General features: G+C 49.1%; 23 protein-coding genes. 11 read left to right on the top strand and 12 right to left on the bottom strand.

The annotated features are described in order from the left end of the window. Window positions 1-3: 3 nt before the first annotated feature. From pepQ to CWC33_RS07525, 3 genes are all read right to left on the bottom strand, one after another. On the bottom strand, window positions 4-1,323 hold the full coding sequence (pepQ, locus tag CWC33_RS07535; RefSeq protein ID WP_100691438.1) for a Xaa-Pro dipeptidase: 1,320 nt from the start codon (window positions 1,321-1,323) through the stop codon (window positions 4-6). An 81-nt stretch (window positions 1,324-1,404) separates the two neighbouring features. Further along, window positions 1,405-1,755, bottom strand: a complete 351-nt coding sequence (gene erpA, locus CWC33_RS07530) for an iron-sulfur cluster insertion protein ErpA (protein WP_053953885.1) — start codon at window positions 1,753-1,755, stop codon at window positions 1,405-1,407. A gap of 55 nt (window positions 1,756-1,810) precedes the next feature. Further along, complete coding sequence (locus CWC33_RS07525) at window positions 1,811-2,557, bottom strand: DUF6776 family protein (RefSeq protein ID WP_100691437.1); 747 nt, start codon at window positions 2,555-2,557, stop codon at window positions 1,811-1,813. Between the two features lie 94 nt (window positions 2,558-2,651). Between CWC33_RS07525 and CWC33_RS07520 the strand changes: the two genes are divergently transcribed. The 4 genes from CWC33_RS07520 (at window position 2,652) to hemL (ending at window position 7,151) form a co-directional block, all read left to right on the top strand. Next, on the top strand, window positions 2,652-4,340 hold the full coding sequence (locus CWC33_RS07520) for a chloride channel protein (protein ID WP_100691436.1): 1,689 nt from the start codon (window positions 2,652-2,654) through the stop codon (window positions 4,338-4,340). After that, complete coding sequence (hemJ, locus tag CWC33_RS07515) at window positions 4,337-4,768, top strand: protoporphyrinogen oxidase HemJ (protein WP_088767434.1); 432 nt, start codon at window positions 4,337-4,339, stop codon at window positions 4,766-4,768. Before CWC33_RS07520 ends, hemJ begins: the two co-directional genes overlap by 4 nt. 70 nt (window positions 4,769-4,838) lie before the next feature. Then, window positions 4,839-5,852: an aspartate carbamoyltransferase gene (locus CWC33_RS07510; RefSeq protein ID WP_100691435.1), complete on the top strand. Its 1,014-nt coding sequence runs from the start codon at window positions 4,839-4,841 to the stop codon at window positions 5,850-5,852. Between the two features lie 15 nt (window positions 5,853-5,867). After that, entirely contained in the window at window positions 5,868-7,151 is a 1,284-nt protein-coding gene (gene hemL / locus CWC33_RS07505; RefSeq protein WP_100691434.1) for a glutamate-1-semialdehyde 2,1-aminomutase, read from the top strand. Window positions 7,152-7,185: 34 nt separating this feature from the next. Here the strand turns inward: hemL and mrcB are convergent, their stop codons facing one another. Genes mrcB through pepB form a run of 3 tightly spaced genes read right to left on the bottom strand, consistent with a single transcriptional unit; the run spans window position 7,186 to window position 13,217 of the window. Next, the gene (gene mrcB, locus CWC33_RS07500; RefSeq protein WP_100691433.1) at window positions 7,186-9,447 is read right to left on the bottom strand and encodes a penicillin-binding protein 1B; all 2,262 of its coding nucleotides are present in this window, start codon (window positions 9,445-9,447) and stop codon (window positions 7,186-7,188) included. Further along, window positions 9,444-11,912 carry an ATP-dependent helicase HrpB gene (hrpB, locus tag CWC33_RS07495; protein WP_100692303.1) on the bottom strand — a complete coding sequence of 823 codons (2,469 nt, stop codon included), beginning with the start codon at window positions 11,910-11,912 and terminating at the stop codon, window positions 9,444-9,446. The genes mrcB and hrpB overlap by 4 nt, the downstream gene beginning before the upstream one ends. A gap of 6 nt (window positions 11,913-11,918) precedes the next feature. Further along, complete coding sequence (pepB, locus tag CWC33_RS07490; protein WP_100691432.1) at window positions 11,919-13,217, bottom strand: aminopeptidase PepB; 1,299 nt, start codon at window positions 13,215-13,217, stop codon at window positions 11,919-11,921. A gap of 55 nt (window positions 13,218-13,272) precedes the next feature. Here pepB and sfsA point away from each other — a divergent pair, with 55 nt between their 5' ends. The 7 genes from sfsA to panC all read left to right on the top strand — a co-directional run bounded on the left by sfsA (window position 13,273) and on the right by panC (window position 19,049). Then, window positions 13,273-13,977, top strand: a complete 705-nt coding sequence (gene sfsA / locus CWC33_RS07485) for a DNA/RNA nuclease SfsA (protein ID WP_100691431.1) — start codon at window positions 13,273-13,275, stop codon at window positions 13,975-13,977. Between the two features lie 141 nt (window positions 13,978-14,118). After that, window positions 14,119-14,571 (top strand): RNA polymerase-binding protein DksA, encoded by a 453-nt coding sequence (dksA, locus tag CWC33_RS07480; RefSeq protein WP_053953875.1) that lies wholly within the window; start codon window positions 14,119-14,121, stop codon window positions 14,569-14,571. Between the two features lie 6 nt (window positions 14,572-14,577). Continuing rightward, window positions 14,578-15,429: a tRNA glutamyl-Q(34) synthetase GluQRS gene (gene gluQRS, locus CWC33_RS07475; protein WP_100691430.1), complete on the top strand. Its 852-nt coding sequence runs from the start codon at window positions 14,578-14,580 to the stop codon at window positions 15,427-15,429. A gap of 148 nt (window positions 15,430-15,577) precedes the next feature. Beyond that, window positions 15,578-16,900 (top strand): polynucleotide adenylyltransferase PcnB, encoded by a 1,323-nt coding sequence (pcnB, locus tag CWC33_RS07470; RefSeq protein WP_198511849.1) that lies wholly within the window; start codon window positions 15,578-15,580, stop codon window positions 16,898-16,900. Beyond that, on the top strand, window positions 16,887-17,393 hold the full coding sequence (gene folK, locus CWC33_RS07465; protein WP_100691429.1) for a 2-amino-4-hydroxy-6-hydroxymethyldihydropteridine diphosphokinase: 507 nt from the start codon (window positions 16,887-16,889) through the stop codon (window positions 17,391-17,393). Before pcnB ends, folK begins: the two co-directional genes overlap by 14 nt. Window positions 17,394-17,412: 19 nt before the next feature. Next, window positions 17,413-18,207: a 3-methyl-2-oxobutanoate hydroxymethyltransferase gene (gene panB, locus CWC33_RS07460; protein WP_100691428.1), complete on the top strand. Its 795-nt coding sequence runs from the start codon at window positions 17,413-17,415 to the stop codon at window positions 18,205-18,207. Continuing rightward, the gene (gene panC, locus CWC33_RS07455) at window positions 18,204-19,049 is read left to right on the top strand and encodes a pantoate--beta-alanine ligase (protein ID WP_100691427.1); all 846 of its coding nucleotides are present in this window, start codon (window positions 18,204-18,206) and stop codon (window positions 19,047-19,049) included. The genes panB and panC overlap by 4 nt, the downstream gene beginning before the upstream one ends. 13 nt (window positions 19,050-19,062) lie before the next feature. Here panC and panP read toward each other — a convergent pair whose 3' ends face one another. The 6 genes from panP to mpl are packed head-to-tail and all read right to left on the bottom strand — an operon-like array spanning window position 19,063 to window position 25,064. Continuing rightward, a complete protein-coding gene (gene panP, locus CWC33_RS07450; protein WP_100691426.1) occupies window positions 19,063-20,712 on the bottom strand; it encodes a pyridoxal-dependent aspartate 1-decarboxylase PanP in 1,650 nt (549 codons plus the stop codon). Beyond that, complete coding sequence (gene trmB / locus CWC33_RS07445; protein WP_100691425.1) at window positions 20,713-21,387, bottom strand: tRNA (guanine(46)-N(7))-methyltransferase TrmB; 675 nt, start codon at window positions 21,385-21,387, stop codon at window positions 20,713-20,715. Next, entirely contained in the window at window positions 21,387-22,163 is a 777-nt protein-coding gene (locus CWC33_RS07440) for an ABC transporter permease (protein WP_088767421.1), read from the bottom strand. Before CWC33_RS07440 ends, trmB begins: the two co-directional genes overlap by 1 nt. Next, window positions 22,160-23,089, bottom strand: coding sequence for an ABC transporter ATP-binding protein (locus tag CWC33_RS07435; protein ID WP_100691424.1), 930 nt, complete (start codon window positions 23,087-23,089; stop codon window positions 22,160-22,162). Before CWC33_RS07435 ends, CWC33_RS07440 begins: the two co-directional genes overlap by 4 nt. 8 nt (window positions 23,090-23,097) lie before the next feature. Continuing rightward, entirely contained in the window at window positions 23,098-23,718 is a 621-nt protein-coding gene (locus CWC33_RS07430; protein WP_088767419.1) for a flavin prenyltransferase UbiX, read from the bottom strand. After that, complete coding sequence (gene mpl, locus CWC33_RS07425) at window positions 23,715-25,064, bottom strand: UDP-N-acetylmuramate:L-alanyl-gamma-D-glutamyl-meso-diaminopimelate ligase (protein ID WP_100691423.1); 1,350 nt, start codon at window positions 25,062-25,064, stop codon at window positions 23,715-23,717. The genes CWC33_RS07430 and mpl overlap by 4 nt, the downstream gene beginning before the upstream one ends. Window positions 25,065-25,196 lie beyond the last annotated feature (132 nt).

Here is a 25,196-nt window from a genome sequence, read left to right as displayed (position 1 = left end):
ACTTTACTCAGCCCCCAGGGCTTTAAAAGCGTCACGAGTCAGGTTCTCGTTGTTTCCGTCTTTACCGACAACAATGCTGTCTTCAATACGAACACCGCCATAAGGTCGTAACTCGTCAACCTTATCCCAGTTAATGTCGTCGCTGTCTTTGTGCTCTTCGAGCAACTGGTCAACAACATAGAGACCTGGCTCAATGGTAAACACCTGACCTTCTTCAACATCACGTAGCAAACGCAAGAACGGATGACGCTTACTACGCTCGTAACTGCTGCCATCATCAGACTTCAGGAAGCCCCCGACGTCGTGAACCTGCAAGCCAATAAAGTGACCCAGACCGTGAGGCATAAAGGCACTGGTGTAACCTTTGTCGTAAATACTTTGTGCATCGCCATTGATAAAACCAAAGTCACTCAGAATCTGAGCCACCTTCAAGTGCATCGAGACGTGTAAGTCATAATAGTTAACACCGGGCTTAATTTCACTCAGTAAGTCTCTCTGGGCGTTATCCATAGCCTTAACTAAGTCCGCATAAAAGCCTTCTTCGTACGCATAAGAACGCGTGATGTCAGCACAGTAGCCACGATAACGTGCGCCCGCATCAATCAGGAAAGAACGAAACTGCTTAGGTGGCTCAGTATCATAAACATCGTAATGCAAAATTGCTGAGTGGCTATTCAGAGCGACAATGCTGTTATAAGGTACTTGTGATTCACGAAAATCAATTGCCGCTAAATAGGCATGATGAATTTCCAACTCACTTTTCTCAGCATAGAAGGCTTCTTTTGCAGCAACATGCGCTTTTGCGGCCAGCTTATTGGCTTCGCGCAAATTCTCTACTTCCCACTCCGTTTTTATGGCTCTGTGAAAGTGCAAGTGATCAATTAAGTTCTGTGGGTTACGAGCTTTTACATTCCAGCTGTGAACAGGCTCTGCGAAGTCTTCACCGATAAAGGCGGCACTGGCAAGATCGCTACCGATATCGTCAGTCATAACGCTAAGGTCATCGATAATTTTTAAATCGACATACTGCTGCCATTCTTCTTCCGGTACATTGACCGGTGCGTGCCAGAAGTCTTTTGCCTGAAATAGATACACGGTTGGGCGCTGGCTGCCTTTGCGATAAAAAATCGCACTTTTCGGGCTTTCTGTGACGGGTACCCAGTATTTAAACAATGGGTTGACTCGATACGGAGGTGCGTTGTCATCAAGGAAATCAACGCGTGGTTGACCTGAGTAAATCAGAGTTGATTCAAAACCAGTATCTGCCAGTGCCTTATCGAAGCGCTCACAAACGGTTTTAATGTGTTCAGCGTATGCACTCATAAAAAAACCTCACAACAAATGGTGAGGTTATTTTAGCGCAAATGCGTGCTGGTTTCAGCTTCAGCGAGTGTTTTGGATAGCCTAGATAGAGAAACTTGAACCACAACCGCAGGTAGTAGTGGCATTAGGGTTGTCAACGAAAAAGCGCGAACCTTGCAAGCCTTCTTCATAGCTAACAATGCCACCCATAAGATACTGGAGGCTCATTGGATCAACCAATAAAGTCACACCTTCTTTTTCGACCTGCATATCGCCCGGGTTGGGGGTTTCATCAAAGGTAAAGCCGTATTGAAAACCTGAACAACCGCCGCCCGTCACATAGACGCGCAGCTTCAAGTTCGGATTTTCTTCTTCCGCAATCAGCTGGCTCACTTTCTTTGCGGCTTGTTCGGTAAACTCAATAGGTACCGCTGTTTCCGCAGAACTGCTCATAGTGTTTCACCCTCGTTGAACTCTGTGGGCATTTTCTCTTACCTGACTATTTTGGTCAAGTATCGCCGTCAGTCCTGACATTCGTTGCCGGCTGACCTTTTCGAATGTCTTTCCAAAAGAACGAACGATTTAACGTGCCACGTCCTCCGTCGGTTAATGTAACCGACACATCAATACGCTCAGGTACAAGCCCTTCAGGCATGAAAAAATCACCTTCGTATACTGAGAAATAACGCATGGTGAAGTTACGTTCATCGGCACCAATGTTGGCTAACTTCATCAGGTCAAAGCGGCGCTTTTCGCCGTTAACTCGCCCCACTAAATCAATAGCGACCCGCCCTTCCACGAAACGCCGACGTTGCTCAATCTGGAGAACCGCCAACGAGAAATGGAAATGTTTTTCGGCCTGGTTCGGTGTCACCGTGATGGAGTCGATAGTAACCCCACCTTGCTGTAACTCAGGTGCCATTATTTTCTGGTAAAACGCAAGATCCCTGCGTAAGGCATAGTTATCATTTTGTAATGCCGTTAATTCGTCCTGCAAGCTTTGATTCGATGAGCGCTCAATATCCAGTTCCACTTGCATTACGTGGCGTTGATATTCCATCTGCTCCAGACGTTTATACATATCGTCCAGTTGATTGGACTGCTCCCTGACCGTTTCTTTCAACGAGTTCGCATGCCAAACGCCGGCAAGGTAAGCTAAATAGGCAAAAAGTACGATTAAACCAGCCACCGCCAAAAAAGTTGGCAGCCTGCCGATACGCTTTTGCCAATATTTGAGATTAAAATACAGCTTCATAATACTCGCTCATTTCCATTAGCCGCTTATGCTGATATGTTATTGATAAATATGCAAGCCTTGAGCCTTGGTTTAGTGTAAGGAACAACATTAAATGGCGCCTTTATTAAGACAGCAATTACGCAAGCAGTTGGCCATGCCGTCAACAACAATTGCTATCTGTTTGTTGGGGTTAGCCGGGGGCGTGCTCGCCGCATTAATGATTGCCGGTTTCCGCTTTGCGATTGAATACGGCGCTCATCTTATTGGTAACGACACCTACTGGCAGGAACCGTTGCCAACAACGCTCCGTTTTATCATACCCATTGCCGCAGCGTTACTTATTTACGGTATTTTTCGCTTATCGGGTTCGCGCTATGTACGCATGGGCATCCCTTATGTCATCCATCGTATGAAACAGCATTACGGGATGCTCCCGTGGCGCAGCACCGTTAACCAGTTTTTTGGCGGTATTATTGCTCTTATTGCCGGCTACAGTGTTGGTCGCGAAGGCCCAGCGGTTCACTTAGGCGCAGCCGCTTCGACTTGGCTCGGCTTCCATGTCGATGCACCCAAAAACGCCTTGCGAACACTAGCCGCCTGCGGTATTGCGGCCGCTATTGCAGCATCGTTTAATACACCTCTTGCGGCCATGGTACTGGTCATGGAAGTGGTTCTGCGCGAATACAAAGTTCACGTGTTCATTCCGGTCATGTTGTCAGCGGTCGCAGGGTCATTAATAACAGAAGAAATCTTTGGCGTCGCTTCTGAACTTGCCATGTTGTCGGCGCAGGACATTCCAACCACCCAGTTGCCCTGGGTCGTCATTCTTGGCGTAGTGCTGGGCGTCGTTGGTGTGATTTTCAAAAAACTCATGCTGGATGTTATGGATACAGTCAAAGACATGTCCTTACTGACTCGGCTTCTGTTCGCGGGCATTATTACCGCGTCATTAGCGGTTATTATTCCAACCAGCCTGGGGCCGGGTTTGACGGCTATCGAGCAGGTCATTAATCACCAAGGCGAAATGTCATTGCTCACCACGCTATTGCTTGCCAAGCTATTTGCCGCCGCCATTGCACTTGGTATGGGCATTCCGGGTGGCTTAATTGGTGCGGTGTTTGGTATTGGAGCCATTATTGCAGCAGTTTTCGTTGGCGCGGTGGATGTATTAGGCATTCAACAAGCCTTGTCTTTTGACAGTTTCATTCTACTTGGCATGGCCGGTATTTTGGCGGCGTGCATTCACGCGCCTATGGCGGCGCTTCTGGCTATCGTCGAGTTATCTCGCAGTGTCGAAATTATTATTCCGGCAATGATGGTGATTGTCCCGGCCTATCTGATATCCAGTCAGCTGTTTAAATCAAAATCAATTTTTATCGCTCAGTTGGAGTTGCAGGATTTGCCCTACCAACTGGCTCCTGTGCACGTAGCGCTGCAGAAGACCGGCGTCGAAAACGTCATGGAGACGGACTTTAAACTCTTGCTCGAACCCACCCAGAATGAGTTGGTCGACTCCCTGGAATCCGCCCAGGCAAAAACGGTTATCGTCATGTCCGTGGATGAAGACAACCAGCCTCTGTACCGTCTTGTATCCTATGATATTACCGCTGGAGACAGCCCCAGTTTGAGCTATACACCTATTAAAGGTTTGCGTATCACCTCAACACTGGCTGAAGTGTACGATGAAATTGGACAACAGCGCCGTGGTGCGGTGTATATTTATGAATCAAACGGTGAACACCCGTGTGGCATAGTGACGTGGGAAACCGTCCGTAAAGCATTACAAAGAGAGTTAGCATGACGTGGATTTTATGGGTTAAAGCATTGCATATTGCCTTTATGGTGGCCTGGTTTGCGGGTATTTTTTACTTACCCCGGCTGTTTGTGTATCACGCCATGAATGCTAAACCCGCGGTACACGAACAGTTTTGCGTAATGGAAAGACGTTTACTGTTCTTCGTCACACCTTTTGCTATTTTAACTCTGGTTTTTGGACTGGTGCTCATTTTTGCCTACGGTTCTGCTTGGTTTGCCGCCAGTGGCTGGATGCATACCAAATTGGTTTTAGTCACGCTTTTATACGCGTACCATGGTTACTGCTTCAAATTATTGAGGGACTTTAAGAACGGTAAAAATACGAAAAGTCATCGCTTTTATCGAGTCTTTAATGAACTGCCGGTTCTGGCGCTTTTCGCGATTATTATTTTAGCCGTGGTGAAGCCGTATTAGATTCTAAAACGGTGCTGACTTTGCTATAGTGTGCGTCCAGTGACATTCGGCGGCAGAGGCGCACCTATTGATGAATTTCACCGGTTCCAACATTCTCTCAGTCAACCAGTTCGACCGAGACAGTATCGATTATATCTTTTCCGTTGCTGATAAAATGCAACCCTATGCTCGTCGTAAAAAACGAACCCGAGTATTGGACGGAGCTATTCTCGGCAACTTATTCTTCGAGCCTTCAACACGTACCCGGGTAAGCTTCGGCACCGCTTTTAATTTGCTCGGCGGTGAGGTTCGTGAAACCACAGGCATGGAAAGCTCAGCGATTGCCAAAGGCGAGTCTCTCTACGACACGGCCCGCGTGCTGAGCAGCTATAGCGATGTTATTGCTATGCGCCACCCGAAATCGGGTTCGGTGAAAGAGTTTGCCAGTGGTAGCCGGGTACCGGTCATTAATGGTGGTGACGGTGCTAATGAGCATCCGACTCAGGCACTTCTCGACCTGTACACCATCGAAAAAGAACTGGCTTATCACCAACAGAGCATTGATAACATGCACATATGCATGATTGGTGACTTAAAGTACGGACGTACGGTTCACTCATTATCGACACTGCTGTCCATGTATAAAAACATTAAGTTCACGCTGATTTCTCCGCGTGAACTGTCGATGCCTGAGTCGGTATTAACCACCCTGGATAGCGCCGGTCATCAGGTGACTATCACGGAAAAAGTCGACGGCATTGTTGATGCCGACATTGTGTACCAGACTCGCATCCAGCAAGAGCGTTTCGCCAGTCCCGAAGACGCTGATCAATATCGCGGTAAATTCCGTTTAAATCAGGATATTTACACTAAGCATTACAAGCCCAATACCGTCATTATGCACCCGTTGCCCAGAGATTCACGAGCAGAAGCGAACGAGCTCGACAATGATCTCAACCAGAACCCAAACCTGGCTATTTTCAGACAGGCGGACAACGGAGTGCTCATTCGTATGGCGCTATTTGCACTGACATTAGGCGTGGTTGACCAGGTCGACAAACACGAATGTGATGTCATCTGGTACAGCGAAAAAAGCCAACTATAAAGAGGTAACTGCGGCATGAGTCGTTCAGAAGATTTATTCAAGCAAGCACAAGTTAGCATTCCCGGCGGCGTTAACTCGCCGGTTCGAGCCTTTAGCGGCGTTGGTGGCACACCGATATTTTTTGAAAGCGCAGAAGGCGCTTATATGATTGATGCCGACGGTAAACGTTACATTGACTACGTTGGCTCATGGGGGCCAATGATTCTCGGGCACAACCACCCTTCCGTTTTAGAAGCAACCTTAGCGGCTGCAAAACGTGGTTTAAGCTTTGGTACGCCAACGGAAATTGAAATCACTATGGCGGAAACCATTCGCAAAATCGTACCGTCGATTGAAAAGGTTCGTATGGTGAACTCCGGCACCGAAGCCACCATGACGGCTATCCGCCTAGCGCGTGGCTACACCGGCCGTGACAAAATTCTGAAGTTTGAAGGCAACTATCATGGTCATGCTGACTCGTTGTTGGTGAAAGCAGGCTCTGGCGCGCTGACTTTGGGTGTTCCAAATTCTCCGGGCATTCCGGAAGACTTAGCCAAGCACACGCTAACTGTTAACTACAACGACATCGATTCAGTTAAAGAGGCATTTAAAGAGTTCGGCGACGATATTGCTTGTATTATCGTTGAGCCGGTTGCCGGCAATATGAACTGTATCCCGCCTGTTCCCGGCTTTTTAGAAGGCCTACGTGACGTTTGTGACGAGTACGGTTCGGTTCTGATTTTTGACGAAGTCATGACTGGGTTCCGAGTTGCTCCGGGAGGCGCTCAGGAGCGCTATGGCATTACTCCCGACTTAACCACCTTAGGAAAAGTGATTGGTGGTGGTATGCCGGTGGGTGCCTTTGGCGGTAAGAAAGAAGTCATGGACTACATTGCGCCGGTGGGGCCTGTGTATCAGGCCGGTACACTATCGGGGAACCCTGTCGCAATGTCCGCAGGCTTGGCTGCTTTGCAACAGCTCTCTACTCCAGGCCTTTATGACCAGTTGTACCAACGCGTTGATGCGTTAGTGGATGGTCTACAAGAACGCGCCAATAGAGCGGGCGTGCCAATGACAACGAATCGTGCCGGCTCCATGTTTGGTTTCTTCTTTACTGAAGAGCCGGAAGTGACGTCGTATACGCAGGCAACTCAGTGCAATATGGAGCATTTCAAAACGTTCTACCACGCTATGCTGAATGAAGGGGTATACCTTGCGCCTTCTGCGTTTGAAGGCGGTTTCATGTCAGCGGCACACACTGAAGATGACATTGAGAAGACCTTACAAGCGGCGGAAAAAGCCTTTACCCAACTGAAGTAAAACTACAGCACTCTTAACGAATAACCCGGTGGGACTAGCCTCCAAACAGGCGGTCCCACCAACTTTTCTCCTCGATATTCCCCTCACAGGTTATGTTATCCGGCAAGCGTATTTCTTCTGCAGGCAACAATTCGCCATTTCCACAATCATTCGGTATGCGCTGCCCTGTCCGTTCATGAAAGCGCTGCATCTTCAGCGGTTCGGGTACATTCAACGCCATACTTAACGGCGGTTTACGTTCGTAGTAATCAGCAACGACTCTTAAGGCGCCGCTGCTACCTGTCAGGCCTGTCGGTTGGTTATCATCCCGTCCCAGCCAGGCGGTCACTACCTGCTCGCCGTCAACAGCGACAAACCAACTGTCCCGGTAATCATTCGTCGTACCGGTTTTTCCGCCAACTTTTTGCCCCGCCAGTACTCTTTGCAAAGCACTCGCCGTGCCTTCAGAAACAACGCCGTGCAAACCAAACTTCGTCAGATAAGCGACTTTGGCGTCAAACACTTGTTCAGCATTTTTCTCAGAGGCCCGATATAAAACATCGCCCTGATGCGTGGTAATAGACGAAATCGCAGAGAGCGGCTGAAAGCGTCCATCGTTCATCAGCGCACTGTACATTCGTGTGACTGCAAACGGCGTCAGCGACGCAGAGCCCAACGTCAACGACGGATAGGCCTCCAAAGGAGTGACAACGCCTAGTCGTCTCATGTAGTCAACGACGGTATCCACGCCGACTTCTACGCCCACTCTCACCGCCGGAATATTACGTGACTCAACCAACGCCTCATAAAGCAACAAACTACCTTTGAATTCCTTGTCGTAGTTTTGCGGTTGCCACTGCTTACCTTGCTTGTCCTCAAGTGTAATGGCCTCATCGACCACCGGAGTATGCAAACCAATACCAGACTCCTGCATTGCGGTTGCGTATATCACTGGCTTAATAAGCGAGCCGATGGGCCTCAGCGCCATTATTGCGCGGTTATACCCAACGGTTTGACTCAAACGTCCTCCCGCTAAAGCCGTTACCGTCCCTTGACGGTAATTAGCAACCACCATAGCCCCTTCCAGCGCACTGTCATCCTCTTTAAGCTTGCCCGCCAACGACTTTTGCACCGCTTCCTGGGCGTTAACATCCATATGGGTGTATATCTTTAAGCCCGTATCCTGCCAGTCATCTGGCAGCGCCAGCGTTTTCATTTCACGCTTAATAATATCCATGTAATGAGGGTACGGATGCTCCACTAAACGCCGGCTTTCTCTAACATCTAATTGTCGTTGTACCGCAGCGACATAAGTCGGTTTAGCGATAAGATCCTGATCAAACATCACCTTTAACACGGTGTCCCTTCGCTCCTGCGCACGCTCAGGAAAACGTCTGGGGTCGTAATAAGAAGGGCCTTTTATCATGCCAATGAGCAACGCAACCTCATCAACTGACAGCTCCTGAACTTGTTTACCGAAGTAAAACTGGCTGGCAAGCCCTATGCCGTGAATCGCGTTGCGGCCGTCCTGACCGAAATACACTTCGTTTAAATAGGTTTCCAGAATAGTATTTTTATCAAAACGGTAGTCGATAACCAGCGACATCATGGCTTCATGAAATTTTCGCCACAAGGTTTGTTCGCGGGTGAGGTACAAGTTTTTAACCAACTGCTGAGTTAGCGTCGAGCCCCCCTGAACCGTTCTGCCCGCTTTTAAGTTCGCGACTAACGCTCTTAGAATAGCCCAGGGAGAAACCCCCTTATGATGATAGAAGTTGCGATCTTCCACCTGAAGTAGCGTCTCAATGAGTAGGTTAGGTACCACTTCCAAACCAACCAATAACCGGTCTTCTTTGCTTAACGTGCTAATTCGACCGATGAGCTCAGGCTCCAAACGAAAGCTCTCCAGCTCTCTCCCACTGGGCCATGAGGTAATAGATGCAACTCGGTCATTCACAAAGTGAACCTGAACCCGCTTAGACATTTGTGGACCGTCTGAGAAATCAAACGGCCGACGGTGCACCATAACGCTGCTATTACTCACCGAATAATAGCCGGACTGCTCGGTATCGTTACTGCGGTTATAGCCAATGCGTTCGAGCGTTTTAACGAGTGCCGATTGCTGTATTGGGTAACCGGGGTATAAACGCAACTCGCCAGCATAGACAAGCGCCGGGGCTTGATAGCGCTCCGTTTTAAAATGCTTAGACAGACTAGCATCAAGGTATATCGCATACACAGCAACAATCGCCGCGACCGCCACGCCAATCTTGACGCTGGTCCAGAATAAATAACTTAACCATTGACGTTTTATCACTGCATTTGCCTTTTGGTTTTATAAGTTGCCTCGGCGTTTATCGGGTCTTCCGGCCATGGGTGTTTCGGATAACGCCCTCGCATTTCTTTGCGGACTTCCTGATACGCGTTATCCCAAAAGCTATGTAAGTCATTGGTTCGTTGCAGCAGTCTGCCCGCCGGAGAGAGTAAATCTACCGATACTACCTGCTGGCCATCAATAATTCGTGGCGAGTCTTTTACGCCAAACATTTCCTGCAATTTCACCTCAACTCGCGGGGTTCCGTCCAGATAATTTATAAAGATTTTACGTTGTGTCGGTGTTTGCCAGTGCTCAGGGCAGGCGTTGTCCAGTCGTTCTTTCTCGTAGTTAAGCCAATAGGTTAGCGCCTCATAGGGATCCCAGGCTTGCAACTGCGACAATGATTTTACTGAATCCCAATAGGGGTAAGCCCAAGCATCTAGTTGAAACAGCAAGCCCTCAGTCGATAGTGAGTAGTCACTTAGCTCTCCGGTAGCTGACTGTAACAAACGCATGCGTGCCAACAGTTGATTTGCCTTTCGGGACCAATTTAGTGTTTCAAGACCTTTTTTATTAAGATACTCCGAAAATGCCTGGCAACATTCTTCATGGCTCACGCTTCCGTCTAGCTTTTCTTCAGAGAGTGTCAATGCACCGATGACCTGGCGCCTAACACGAGTCAGGGTTTGTTGATTACCGAGCCAGTCAGCTGAATGGGTTTCAGACACAGCTAACCCGGCAGCGTCTATCGCGTCAGAGATGTCGGATACTTCAACATAACTCCGCACTTTTCCTGTGCTGTTGCCTTCTTGAAAGGTGGCCTCGAAAATAATCGCCCATTGAGGCTGGCTCAATAACTCGGCAACGGGAGCCAGACGCCCACCGGTCACCAGCTGAAAGCTTCTTTTCGTCTCAGTGTACTTTGCCAACCTGTCTGGAAAGCCCGCTATTAGCAGCGGCTCTGCGCCTTTCTCATTCGCTTCCGTATTTTCCGTCACCCGCAAACGTTGCAACCAATACTGCCAGCGTCTTCGCCATCGGCTCAATGACTGGCGCTGCTGATAATGTTGCTTAGCACTTTCAAGAATGTTGACCGTTTTAATCTGTGGTGACGGCTCTTCTAACGTCGCCAGAGCGCGGGCACAAGCCGCCTTCACCTTATTATTGGCCTCCTTATCACCAGTCTCGTTTGCGGCGGCACAGATGAGGGCAAGCCGTACATCAGTCCCCGTATCCAATGACATTGCCTTACCCGTCAGTTGCTTGTCGTGCAAAAGTCCGGTTAACGATAAAAATTGTTCAGCAACACGACAGTGCACCGGATTAGGTGGAGTAAACCAGGCAAGTTCACTCACTGAGCTCCCCCATTTCAGGGCTTCCAATACCACCGACGTTACGTCCTGTGTTTCTATGTCAGCCTTCGCATACTCAGGTTGACCATGCTCATCTGCTTTAGACCAAGCCCGATAGCAGGTTCCGGGTTGTAAGCGACCGGCCCGACCGGCTCGCTGCGTTGCTGACGCTCGGGATACAAAGTGCGTGGTCAGCTGGTTCATGCCATAACCCGGCAAAAAGTTTGCTCGACGTTCACGTCCGCTGTCCACTACCACATCAATGCCCTCTATGGTTAAACTGGTTTCAGCTATGTTAGTCGCAAGGATAATTCGCTTACCATCACTGGCTTTTAACGCGTGCTGCTGCGCTTTAAGTGACAGCCGGCTATGCAAGGTATAAACGTCGACATCAGTTGCCAACAGAGAGCTCAATGCTTGTTGCACTCGTTCAATTTCGTAGATACCCGGCAGAAAAACTAATACGCCTTTGTCAGCGTTTCCTAAAGCCTCCACAATGACAGTGGGCAACTGCAGTAACCACTCACTTCGCTTTTTGGGTGCTCGGTATTGAATGTCTATAGGAAAGCTACGCCCTTCACTTCTAAGCGTTGTTACTCCTTCACAATACCCGGACAACCACTCAGAAATAGCTTCGGCCGGCAGTGTCGCTGACATCACCAACAGGTTTAAATCGTCACGTAATGGCAGCGCATCCATGACTAACGCCAGACTTAAATCACTGTGTAAATTGCGCTCATGAAATTCGTCGAATATCAGTGTGGAGATACCACTAAGCTCAGGGTCTTCCTGTAACCAGCGTACTAATACGCCTTCAGTAACGACCAGAAGCTTGGTGTTCTTCGTGCGTTTCGTCTCACCGCGAACAATATAGCCAACGGTTTCGCCAACCGGCTCATTTAACTGCCTGGCCAGGTAATTAGCCACGTTAACAGCAGCAACCCGCCGCGGCTGCAACATAACGGTAATACCGCTTGTGCCCAACTGTTCTCGAAGCAAATAAAGGGGTAAATAGGTGGACTTTCCGGCACCCGGCGGTGCCTCTAAAACCACACGCGCTGCCGGGAAGCATTGCGCTAACGCCGGCAGCACGTTTTCAACGGGCAAGGTCATACCCAATCAGTCACCTTGGACGGTGGCGGCAATGGTTCTGACGCCTAATGCTGTCGCACCTGTTGCCCACATACCTGTCGCTGACTTCTGATAAGCACCAGCCAAATCAAAGTGAAGCCAGCCCTTACCTTGCTCTGGTGCAAACCGTAACAGGAAGCCTGCCGCGTTACTGGCGCCGCCTGCACCACCACCTTTTTGCGGACGACTGTTCGCTGTGTCAGCAAAAGCTGACGGGCAATTCTCTGAGTGCCAAGGTGCTAACGGCAAGCGCCACAGTAGTTCGTGTTCTTTATCGGCGTTTTTCAATGCGCGCTCGGCGGCGCTGTTATCAATACTGAACAGCGCATTGTATTCATTACCGACGGCCATTTGAGCGGCACCGGTTAAGGTAGCGGCATCAATAATATTTTTCGCGCCAAATTCGCCAGCGGCCTGTAACCCGTCAGCTAACACCAATCGACCTTCAGCGTCAGTATTCACCACTTCTACGGTCAAACCGTTCTTATAACGGATAATGTCGCCTAACTTGTACGCTCGACCATCAATCATGTTTTCTGCGCAACAGAGAATCAGCTTCACGCGTTTATTCAAACCACGACGAATCGCTAACGACAATGCACCAGTGACCGTTGCTGCACCACCCATGTCGCACTTCATTGACAGCATGCCTTCACTTGGCTTAATGCTGTAACCACCGCTGTCATAAGTAATCCCTTTACCAATCAGTGCGGTGTCGACCGGTGCATTTTCATCACCCGTTGGGTTGTAATCGAGTACCAACATGCCCGGTGCATGCTGGCTGGCACGACCCACCGTATAAATACCCATCCAGCCCGCGTCTTTCAGCGCTTCACCTTTAATAAACTCTGCACTGATCGCATCGGGTGCTAGTCCTTTGAAATGCTCAATGACACGCTCTGCCAGACTTTCAGGATAGATATCTTCGGCCGGTAAGTTGGTGAGCTCACGACTAAATCGTGTTGCATCACGCATCGCATCAAGGTGTTTCGCCGCTTCTTTGTCGTCTGTGTGCCATACCACATCATTTTTCGAAAGCGTTGATGTAAAACCCTGATAAAGTGCCCATTGGCGTTCCATATCCCAGTCGTCACCAGACACTGCAATCTTTATGACGCCGTTGTTGTCGAGGGTTCGCCCGGCTTTTTGAATACGCCGCAAATTCTCAGACTCGTCATCCACCAAAACTATTTTGGCGGCATCGCCGTCAAAGACGACATTTGACTTCGGGTTCCAATGAGCTGCTGGTGCTTCATTCGTTAAGTAAACCGTTAGTGCGCTGGACATTCTCAACCTCTCTCGATAATTTGCTTTCAGTTACTTTAGAGTTATGAGGTCTCTGATGCAATTTAACAAGCCCCTTCGCCGGGGAGTTTTACAAAAACGCTATAAGCGCTTTCTGGCCGATATCGATTTTGGCGATGGTCAAATAACAACGGTTCATTGTCCGAACACAGGCGCAATGACAGGCTGTGCTGAGCCTGGTTTCGACGCTTATTGCAGTCTTTCTGACAACAAGAAACGTAAGTACTCACATACCTGGGAATTATCACGAACTAAAGAAGGAGAGTTTATTGCGGTGAATACCGGCTGTGCGAATACGCTCGCCGGAGAGCTGTTAAACAGCGAACTCATACCGGAGCTTAGCGGCTGGTCCGAACTAAGGGCTGAAAAGAAGTACGGTCAGGAAAGTAGTCGTATCGACTGGTGGGGCGTAGATACCGACCACAAAGAGTGCTTTGTCGAGGTAAAAAGTGTGACACTTGCCGAGAAAGAAAGAGGCTATTTCCCGGATGCCGTCAGCCAGCGCGCACATAAGCATTTGAATGAGCTCATGCGAGTTGTCGGACAAGGAGACCGAGCCATCCAGCTCTATATGGTCATGCACACCGGTATTGAATCGGTCAGTCCAGCTAAACATATCGATCCAAAATACGCAGAACTCTGTATTAAAGCGGCGGAACACGGTGTCGAATTTTACGCGGTTAAATGCGCCATAAACGAAAAAGAAATTCGACTGGAGAGACCAGTTGCGGTTCGCTTATAACTCGCGGTATTGAGTTAAATTTTGAGCAAAAGAGTCGTTGGAATAGCGTTGCCAACCTGATCCCTTTCTGGTATATGTAGCGTCCTTTTTTAAACGCACGCTTTTAGAGCACTCTAGTTTTAGAGAATTAGGAGATCCAAAATGCCTCAAGGCAAGGAAAAGAAAACCCATGGCATTCTGGCACTAGCCGGCCTGGAGCCTTATCAGGAGAAGCAGGGCGAAGAGTACATGAATGACGCGCAGCGTGCGCATTTTCGTCGTATTCTGGAAGAGTGGCGTCGTCAGTTACGTCAGGAAGTTGACCGCACCGTGCATCATATGAAAGATGAAGCGGCGAACTTTCCTGATCCTGTTGATCGCGCAGCACAAGAAGAAGAGTTCAGCATTGAGCTGCGTACTCGTGACCGCGAGCGTAAACTGATTAAGAAAATAGAGAAAACGCTGCAAAAAATTGAAGACGACGACTTCGGTTTTTGCGATTCATGCGGCATAGAAATTGGTATCCGCCGCTTAGAAGCACGCCCAACAGCGGACCTCTGCGTTGACTGCAAAACTCTCGCAGAAATGAAAGAGAAACAGATGACAGGAGCCTAAGGGCTCATGTACCGAGGCCGATTTGCCCCGACCCCGTCGGGGCCTTTACATTTGGGCTCGTTAGTAGCAGCTGTTGGTAGCTACCTAGACGCTCATGCACACCATGGCCAGTGGCTTGTTCGCATTGAGGATGTCGACAAACCTCGCGCCGTTCCCGGTGCGGCTGATATTATCCTCGGTCAACTTGAAGCTCACGGACTCACCTGGGACGGCGACGTTATTTTCCAAAGCGAACGTGACGAGGTTTACCAAAGCTGCATCGACTCATTAACCTCCACAGGTTTTATTTATCAATGTGATTGTTCACGTAAAGCCATTCGTGAACGCGGCGGTGTTTATGATGGTTACTGCCGCACTCGTCAACCACGTCCTACACCCTACGCACTTCGTTATATTAACAGCGCCCCTGTTAACCAATTCAATGACCGCGCGCTCGGGGTACAGCACGGCGATACAAATACCTGCGCAGAAGATTTCGTCGTCAAACGTCGTGATGCATTTTACGCATACCAGTTAGCGGTGGTGGTTGATGATATTGAGCAAGGCATTAGCGATATTGTGCGCGGCAGCGACCTAGTTGTACCGAGCTTTTGGCAGCTTACTTTATGGCAGCATATTACTAGCGCCCAGCCCAGAATGATGCATTTGCCGTTAGTCACATCCGACGATGGCCGCAAGCTCAGCAAGCAGAATCACGCGCCGGCAATAAACAGCCAACACGCACCTAATAATTTGTTAACGGCGCTGAATTACCTGGGTATTGAAACACACGAGGTCAGCGAAACACGGGCCATTGGTGAGATACTGGCCTTTGCGGTGCAAAAGTGGCGCAAAAAGTGGCACATTACGCCCGCTTGACGGTACAATATGCGACCAATTGAAAATAAACAACAATGACAATGGTAAGGGAGAGACCACCATTATTAAGCGAATAAAAGAGTTAGCAAAACGCGCTTTCTCCAGCAAGGATACCTCCAGCAACAGTCGTTTACCGGCGTTGAAAGTTATCCCAAGAGATAAACACCCCGTATCCCGGAACGACATTAGCAAAAACGCACTTAAAGTCTTGTACCGCTTACATAACAGCGGCTTTGACGCTTACTTAGTGGGCGGCTGTGTGCGTGATATTTTGTTAGGTATTCAACCGAAAGACTTTGATGTAACCACCAACGCAACGCCCGAGCAGGTGAAGTCGCTATTTAGAAACTGCCGTCTTATTGGTCGTCGCTTTCGCCTGGCGCATGTCGTGTTTGGCAAAGAGATTATTGAAGTCGCTACGTTCCGCGGACACCACGCGGACGAACCTGATTCAAAAACGGCCAAGAAAAACCAGCACGCACACAGTGATGAGCATGGCCAGTTAGTGCGCGATAACGTCTATGGCACCATAGAAGAAGATGCCGAGCGCCGCGACTTCACTGCAAATGCGCTGTATTACAACATTGCCGACTTTGCCATTTATGACTTTGCTAACGGCGTCGACGACATCAATAAGGGTGTTTTGCGATTAATTGGCGATGCGGAGACACGCTACCGCGAAGATCCGGTTAGAATGCTGCGTGCGGTGCGTTTTGCGACCAAGCTCAACATGCAAATGGATAACGCAGTCCGCGAACCGATTAATGAGTTGGCTTCGTTGTTAGCGAACATTCCGCCTGCACGCCTGTTTGATGAATTTTTGAAAATGTTTATGTCAGGTAAAGCCACAGCAAACTTTTCACTGATGATGGAGCTAGGGCTCTTCCAACAGCTATTCCCAATACTCAAAGGGCATTTAAGTGATGCTCAGTCACCGGCGTATCAAATGCTGTTGAAAGCCTTTAAGGATACGGATAAACGTATTGCTGAAGACAAACGCGTAACGCCGGCATACCTCATTGCTGTACTGTTATGGTGGCCGCTTCTGGCTCGCAAAGAGCAGCTGGAAAATGAAGGCGGCCTGCCACCGATGGATGCAATAAACATTGCAGCTGCCGATGTGGTACACAGGCAGTCTCAGCGTGTTTCGATTCCTAAACGCTTCAGTCTACCCGCTCGTGAAATTTGGCAGCTGCAAAGACGTTTGCAAGTCACAAAAGGTGGTCGTGCCATGAAAGCGCTTGAGCACAAACGCTTCCGTGCCGCTTATGACTTTATGCTGCTACGTGCCCACGCCCAGCCAGATGAGAAAAAGCTGGCTGAACTGGCACAGTTCTGGACAGAAGCTCAGAATAATCCGGCGAAGCTGAAAACTGGCAAGTCCGGCGCACCTACCGGCAAGCCCAGACGCCGTCGTCGCGGGCCGCGTAAGAAGAAGCCACAAAACAATCCAGATAATGGCTCAGCATAAAGCCTATGTCGCACTGGGGAGTAATTTAAACGACCCACTCAATAACTTACTCAGTGCGCTTTCACGATTAAATCGGTCCAATAGCTGGCGCCTTGTCAGCTATTCGTCACTGTACGGCAGCAAGCCCATGGGACCGCAAGATCAGCCAGACTACGTCAATGCAGTCTGTCAGTTAAGTACAAACCTGCCCGCCTACGATTTACTGCAGTCACTTCATGCTATTGAAGATGAATTCGGCCGCAAACGAGTTCGTCACTGGGGGGAGCGTACATTAGATCTCGACTTGTTATTATTCGATGACGAGACGCACCAAAACTCAGACTTGACGGTTCCTCACCCGGGCCTGTATGAGCGCAGCTTTGTCTTGTATCCTCTGCTTGAAATAGCACCGTCACTTGTCTTGCCCAATGGAAAAACAGTGACTGAACAAACCAAGGCACTTACCGAAAATGGCCTTGACGTGCTAGTCTACCAGTCATCTATTTCTTTATAACGTTGCTAAAGGTCGCATAATGGCTACAACCAGTATTGCTACATTGCAAAAAATGAAGCGCGAAGGCGTTAAAATTAGTTCGTTAACCGCCTACGACTCCAGCTTCGCAAAATTAATGACCGAACAAGGTGTCGACTTTATGCTTGTCGGCGACTCTTTAGGTAATGTTGTTCAGGGTCGCAATTCGACCGTGCCTGTCACACTCGGCGACATGGTCTACCATACAGAGTGCGTGCGCCGCGGTGCACCCGATGCCTTCGTGATTAGCGATATGTCGTTCATGACCTACTCAACACCGGAGCAAACTTACGATAATGCCGCAGTACTTATGCAAGCCGGCGCCAATATGGTGAAACTGGAAGGCGGTGAGTGGCTGGAAGAGACCATTAAAGGTCTACATACCCGTGGTATCCCGGTTTGTGCACACCTTGGTTTGCTGCCGCAGTCCGTCAATGTATTAGGCGGCTACAAAGTACAAGGCAAAGAAGAGCAACAGGCAGAAAATACGCTGCGTCAGGCAAAAGCGCTTGAAGCGGCAGGTGCTCAACTGTTGGTTCTGGAATGTATTCCATCCAGTTTAGGCAAACGTATTACCGATGCTTTAAACATTCCAACCATTGGTATTGGCGCAGGCCCTGACACCGACGGCCAGATATTGGTAATGCACGACATGCTGGGCATGAACAGTGACTATTTGCCTAAATTTGCCAAAGACTTTCTGGCGCCGGGAGGCTCTCTTGCCGACGCGTTTCGTTTATACACCGAGCAAGTGCGCTCGGGCGAATTTCCGGCTCCGGAGCACTGCTATAAATGAAGGTACTAAAAAGCTTACAGGAGCTTCGTGAGTGGCGTAGTGCGCAGCAGCAGGTTGCACTCGTTCCGACCATGGGCAATTTACATGACGGGCACTTACAGCTGGTAAAAAATGCGCTACAACATTGCGACACTGTCGTGGTGAGTATTTTTGTAAACCCAATGCAGTTTGGCCCTAACGAAGATCTCGACAGCTACCCCAGAACCTTAGAGGCCGACTGCAGCGCATTAGAAACGTTGGGGGTTAGTGCTGTCTTTACCCCGACGGTCAACGATGTTTACCCGCGCGGACTGGAGCAACAAACAAAGGTTAGCGTGCCCGGCATTAGCGATATTCTCTGTGGCGCCAGCCGCCCGGGCCATTTTGAAGGTGTCGCGACCATTGTTTGTAAACTGTTCAATATGGTGCAACCACAAGTCGCTGTTTTTGGTGAGAAAGACTACCAACAGCTGCAAGTTATTCGCCTAATGACTCAGGATTTAAGCTTGCCGGTAGACGTTGTCGGCGTGCCAACACAGCGAGAAGCCAGTGGTTTAGCTTTAAGCTCACGCAACGGTTATTTAACAGCGGAAGAGAAAACTCAAGCAACCGCTCTTTACAAAAGCCTTCAAGATGCGAAGGCGGGGCTTGAACGTCAGGAAGACTTTGAACTAGTAGAGTCTCAGGCGGTGCAACAATTAGGAAAAGCAGGCTTTAAAGTGGACTACTTTAGCATCCGCAATTCCGATGACTTACAGCCCGCCTCAGAAAAAGATGAAAAGTGGGTCATATTGGCCGCTGCTTTTCTCGGCAAAACCCGCCTGATAGATAACCTTCAGGTTGATAACCCAGCGGCCACTTAACTCACTTTTCGGCTTAGTTCAGCATACCGAGTTCACGCATCTCGGTATGCAACGCTCCTCTAAGGCTCGTGGCTTTAGAAGCGATTTCACGCTGCTCTTCCAGTACTTCCTCGAGCATGTCGTGCGTCGTTAGCGGATTTGCCAGCACAACACGGAAGACAACCGTCGGCTCGTGATGGTACTGTGCTGGTGTCAGCTTGGTCCGCGACACAAATGAACGCCCGGTTTCACGCTGACGTTTTTGAATATAACGCGTTAGCGCATTTAAGTGCGGGGTTAAACGCGCCAGCTGCTCCGGTGTTGCGCTTTCAAGTGCCTTTTTGACTCTTGGTGGCACAAAGCGATAAGTCAATATACACAGCTCCGGCTCGGTAATGACCTCGAAGTCATCCTGCTCACTAATAAGTTTCGAAAAGTAACGCGCTTTATCAATACTGTTGTTAATTAGCAGCTCATAACCCCGGCGCCCTATCACGTGCATAGCGGAAAAAACCATCATGGCCATGCCCGCCCGGGAGCCTTCCATGGTATGAGAGCCTAAATCTTTGGAACCCTGTCGAATAATGTATTCGGCGTGGTGCTCTATCGATTTCACCAATGATGGGTTCTTAAACAATACCAAGCCAGCTCCCATCGGCACGTACATTTGCTTGTGGGCATCAATGGTAATGCTGTCGGCACGCTCAACACCATGCAATAGTGACCGGTGCTGCTCAGATAATAGGGTTGCGCCACCCCATGCAGCATCAATATGAAAATGCGCGCCAATATCTTCGGCGACATCGGCCATCTCGTCTAGCGGGTCAATGTGTCCCGTTTCCGTGGTACCAGCCACACCAACCAGTGCCAGTACTTTGCCGCCCTCTGCAGATATCGCTTCACAGGTTTCACGAAGCTTATCGATACGAATCCGGTTATTACTGTCTGTGGGCACTGCCACTAAATTGCGCCGACCAATACCCAGAACATCAGCAGCTTTGCTCAACGAGTAGTGCCCGCGTTCAGAAACCACCACCGTCAATCGTGAATAGCCATAATGCTGCAAGCCAGCAGCAATACCGTCCGCAGCAATGCCCCCGAAATTACCGTCGGCTTGTAATAGTCGGTTTCGTGCTACCCACAATGCCGTCATATTGGCGATAGTCCCGCCTGAGCAAAAGGCGCCCAATGAGTGCTGTGCACTGTGCATCCAACGGTTATAAAACGTCGCTTCTTCGCGGTAAACCAAGTGATGCAGCATACCAATGACATTACGCTCCAGAGGCGTAAATGCTTTTGATGTTTCTATTTTCACCAGGTTCTGGTTCAAGCCAACCATCAGCTTCGCCAGTGGCAATAAAAAATAGGGTAATGCTGACGTCATGTGACCAATAAAGCGTGGGGAGGCCGTATGTACGGAGTGAGCCACCAATTTGTCGAGCAGAAATTCAGTATGGTCAGAAACAAACTGCGGTTCTTCTGGAATTTGTGACCGGTCGAAGTCTCGCTCAATTTCCTGCAGAGGCTTTTCGCGCGCAACGATATGATCACCCAAAAACCCCATGAGGTTCTCGGACAAATGCTTTTCGATTTTACTCAGTGTCGAGTCGGGCGCTTCCGGAATGGTGAAAATGCGATAAAGCGATTCTTCACTAACCTCAGCCACTTCGGGTTTAGAGCTCAATTACGTCTCCTTCGATAAATCTGCGTCAAGCTGCCACAACGGCTGGCCACTGATTTTATACTTGCGCTCAAACGGCGTCATAACCTCTTCGTCGTTTTTAACAAGTGATACCTGTGCCTGACAACCACTCACCATAAGCGCTTGTGTTACTTCCAGCAAGTAAAGGCTCCAATTGGAGCGCATATGTAAGTGCCCACCAAGCTCAACGACGTCTTTCCATACCGGGCTACCATGCCAGCGCCGAGACAAGTGTGATGCTTTGGGCCAGGGATTTGGGTATAAAATACAATGTTTTTCAAGCGTCCAGTTGGCCTGGTTGGCCAGACGCCAAAAGTCGATAAGATCAGCCCGAACGACCCAGTAGCGCTGGCCTTTTTCATTATTCTGGTAATGACTATGACGCGCCAACCGGTGTGCTGACTTATCAATACCAATAACCATGGCATCGGGATGCTGCTCAGCCAGTTTCGCCGTGCTCTCTCCGACACCACAGCAAGAGTCCAAAATAATCGGTCCATTCCAATCCTCAACTTGCGCATTAATATCTTCAAATGCCCTGAGGTTATGCTCCTGAAATGGCTTTTTGAACGTGTTGCCTAAATGACGCTCAACCACGGCTACCGTGTCTTCGTGCGGCCCATGTTGGTTACTACTAACCGGTCTTGCTTCATTCATTACGAGCGAATTCCTATGCCTTTTTCAAGGATGTAGTAAGCAACGCCAAAAAACAGAACGTTAAAACCAACAAGCACAGACACGGCAACCCCAATACCCACATCCGACTGACCTAAAAAGCCATAGCGGAAACCGTTCACCATGTAGAGAACAGGGTTCGCCATAGACACTTTTTGCCAAAACTCGGGCAGTAAACTGACGGAGTAGAATACCCCACCTAAGTAAGTCAGCGGCGTCAGCACAAAAGTGGGCACTATGGATATATCGTCAAAAGTTTTACCATAAACGGCGTTAATCAAACCGCCTAAGCAGAATAATGTCGAGGTTAGTACCACCGTTAAGACAACGTAACCCACGTGCGCTATTTGAATATCGGCAAATAAAAACGACACACAAGTGACAATAACCGCCACTATCATCGCGCGCGCCATGCCGCCGCCAACGTAACCGGCAATAATAACCGAGGTAGGTACAGGCGACACCAACATTTCTTCTATGTTGCGTTGGAATTTAGCGCTGAAAAACGAAGAAGCGACATTTGAGTAAGAGTTCGTAATAACCGACATCATAATCAGACCCGGTACAATAAACTCCATGTAACCAACGCCGCTCATTTCACCAATACGTTCGCCAACGATGCTACCGAAAATAACAAAGTACAACGTCATGGTAATGGCTGGTGGCACCAGGGTTTGCACCCAAATTCTTAAAAAGCGGGTGCACTCTTTTATCCAAATAGTCTTCAATGCGATAAAGTTAGATGCTGAGTGGCTCATTGCGCAGTCTCCTTCTGACGACCCTGTTCAACCATTGAGACAAAGAGCTCTTCAAGTCGGTTAGCTTTATTTCGCATGGATAATACTTTTACCTGTTGCTCGCTCAGTTGCTCAAACACGCGGTTAAGACCGGCGTCCTTATCGACCTCGACTTCAATCGTATGGTCGTCTGTCCAACGGTGATTAAAGCCGTCAATGGTTGCACCATTATGCCCCGGCTCAACATCCAGAATGAAAGTTTCCCGGCTTAAGGTTGCCAGCAGTCGTTTGATAGAGGTGTCTTCAACAATTTGCCCTGCATCGATAATGCCAATGTTACGACACAGCATTTCCGCCTCTTCAAGGTAATGCGTCGTCAAAATAATGGTAATGCCCTGCTCGTTAATTTTGGTCAGGTAATCCCACATTGAGCGACGCAGTTCAATATCAACGCCGGCAGTAGGTTCATCCAAAATCAATAGCTTCGGCTCGTGTAATAACGCCCGGGCAATCATTAAGCGGCGCTTCATGCCACCTGACAAAGAACGCGCTGGCTCATTTCGTTTGTCCCATAACCCCAATTGCTTCAAGTATTTTTCCGAACGCTCTTTGGCAAGTTGCCTGGGCACACCATAGTAGCCAGCTTGGTTCACCACAATTTGCTGAACTGTTTCGAACTGGTTGAAATTGAATTCCTGTGGTACTAGCCCAATTTGGCGTTTCAAATCAGCTAGCTGAGTATCCAGATCGTAGCCAAACACGCTGACCTTGCCTGACGTTTTATTCACCAGTGAAGAAATAATGCCAATAGTGGTCGACTTACCGGCACCATTGGGCCCAAGCAATGCGTAAAAATCACCTTCTTCTACTGACAGGTCGATACCTTTGAGTGCTTCAAAACCGCCTCGATAGACCTTTCTTAACCCTTTAATTTCTAGCGCTTTCATACTCTGTACTATGACTCCTTTGAGTAGCCCCAACGCGCGACCAGCTTCTGTTCCAGTCCCAAATGATCAAGCACTCGGGCAACCATAAAATCGATTAAGTCGTCTATACTCTCTGGCTTATGATAAAAGCCGGGCGCTGCCGGCATTATCGTGACGCCCTGCTGACTTAACTGCAGCATATTTTGTAAATGTATGGTCGATAACGGTGACTCGCGCGGAACCAAAATAAGCTGTCCCCGCTCTTTCATAACAACATCAGCGGCCCGTTCTATAAGCGTGTTACTGCTACCACAAGCGACTGCCGACAAGGTGCTGGTTGAACACGGACAAACCACCATTTTCTTTGGTGCAGACGAACCTGACGCTACCGGCGAGAACCACTCTTCTTTGCCGAACACCTGAAGGCTATCGTCGCTCGCTGAAAAGTATTGGCGTAATTGCTCAGCCGCTTTGTCGGGCGCTGCCGGCAATTGCATACCATGCTCAGTTGCCAGCACCACTCTGGCTGCGCTGGATATCAGCAAAAACACCTGTTGATCTTGATCAAGCAGGCATTGTATCAAACGCAGCGCATAAGGTGCACCTGATGCACCGGTGATAGCGACAGTGACTCGGTTATCCTGTTTCATTGGGCCTCCTGGCTTTGTTGGAGCGCACTGAGAAAACGGCGATGCAGCCCGTCAAAACTGCCATTACTCATGATAACTACGGAATCTTCCGGCTGAGCTTCATGCAGCAGCCCCTCAAGCAACTGCTCGGTGCTAGTGAAAACGTGTGCATTCGGTAACACTCGCGCCAGCTCCCACTTTAACCCGTCAGGTTGCAGTACAAAGACCTCATCAGCAGCTCTCAACGCTTCTTCCATAGCGTCAGCATGAACACCCATTTTCATGGTGTTTGAGCGTGGTTCCAGTACCGCAACAATGCGCGAATCCGGCAGGTGAGAGCGCAAGCCTCTCAGCGTTGTTTTAATTGCGCTGGGGTGATGGGCAAAGTCATCATAAACTCTTATACGGTTGTGTTCGCCAATCAGTTCCATGCGTCGTTTAGGGCTTTGAAAGCGGCTTAAGGAGTCAGCACTTTGTTCAGCCGGAACACCAACATGACGAGCTGCAATAATAGCCATCATGGCGTTATTAACGTTGTGCTCACCTAATAACGACCATTCAACGGTTGCGACCGTGTCGCCCTCATGCATCACCTCGAAGGACGTGCCATCCTCGTTGTTGAGCTTTGCAGACCAGTCTTTACCCAGCTGGACTTTGTCGCTCCAGCAGCCACCGTCAACAACTTCGTTTAACGCTTTGTCTTCAGTTGGATAAATAATCTGCCCGGAATCCGGCACAACACGCAGCAAGTGCGAAAACTGTCTTTTAATGGCGGCAAGATCATCGAAGATATCCGCATGATCAAACTCAAGGTTATTCAATATCAGCGTGTCGGGTGCATAATGTACAAACTTCGAACGCTTATCGAAAAATGCCGTGTCATATTCATCGGCTTCAATCACAAAAAAGTCTGACTCGGTCAACCTTGCACTGACAGAGAAGTTTCCCGGCACACCACCAATCATGAACCCAGGATTATAACCGTTATCTTCCAGGATCCACGCTAGCATACTGGCCGTTGTGGTTTTGCCGTGAGTACCAGCAACCGCAAGTACCCAGCGTCGGGTCAATATATTGTCATGCAGCCATTGCGCACCAGAGACATAAGGAAGCCGCTCACGCAGTACCGCTTCCACTTCTTCATTCCCCCGGCTCAATGCGTTGCCAATAATCACCAGGTCCGGCACAGGGTTCAAGTTTGCTTCGGCATAACCCTTCATTAACTCTATGCCCAAGTTTTCCAGCTGTGTGCTCATTGGCGGGTACACGCTGGCATCGGAACCGGTTACCTTGTGTCCAAGTTGTTGAGCAATGGCGGCCACCCCCCCCATGAAGGTGCCGCAAATACCGACGATATGAATATGCATGCGTCAATCCAATTCATCTATTTGTTACTGAAGCGAAAGTGTACCACGTCAAAAACGCCAAACAGGATTTTTACTAAAAAATAAGGTATCATTTGCGCCCTCAAAAACATGTCGTTTAACGCACCAACATTT

It is taken from the genome of Idiomarina sp. X4 (assembly GCF_002808045.1).
Classification (GTDB): Bacteria; Pseudomonadota; Gammaproteobacteria; order Enterobacterales; family Alteromonadaceae; genus Idiomarina.
This window is presented reverse-complemented; position numbering and strand designations above follow the sequence as displayed.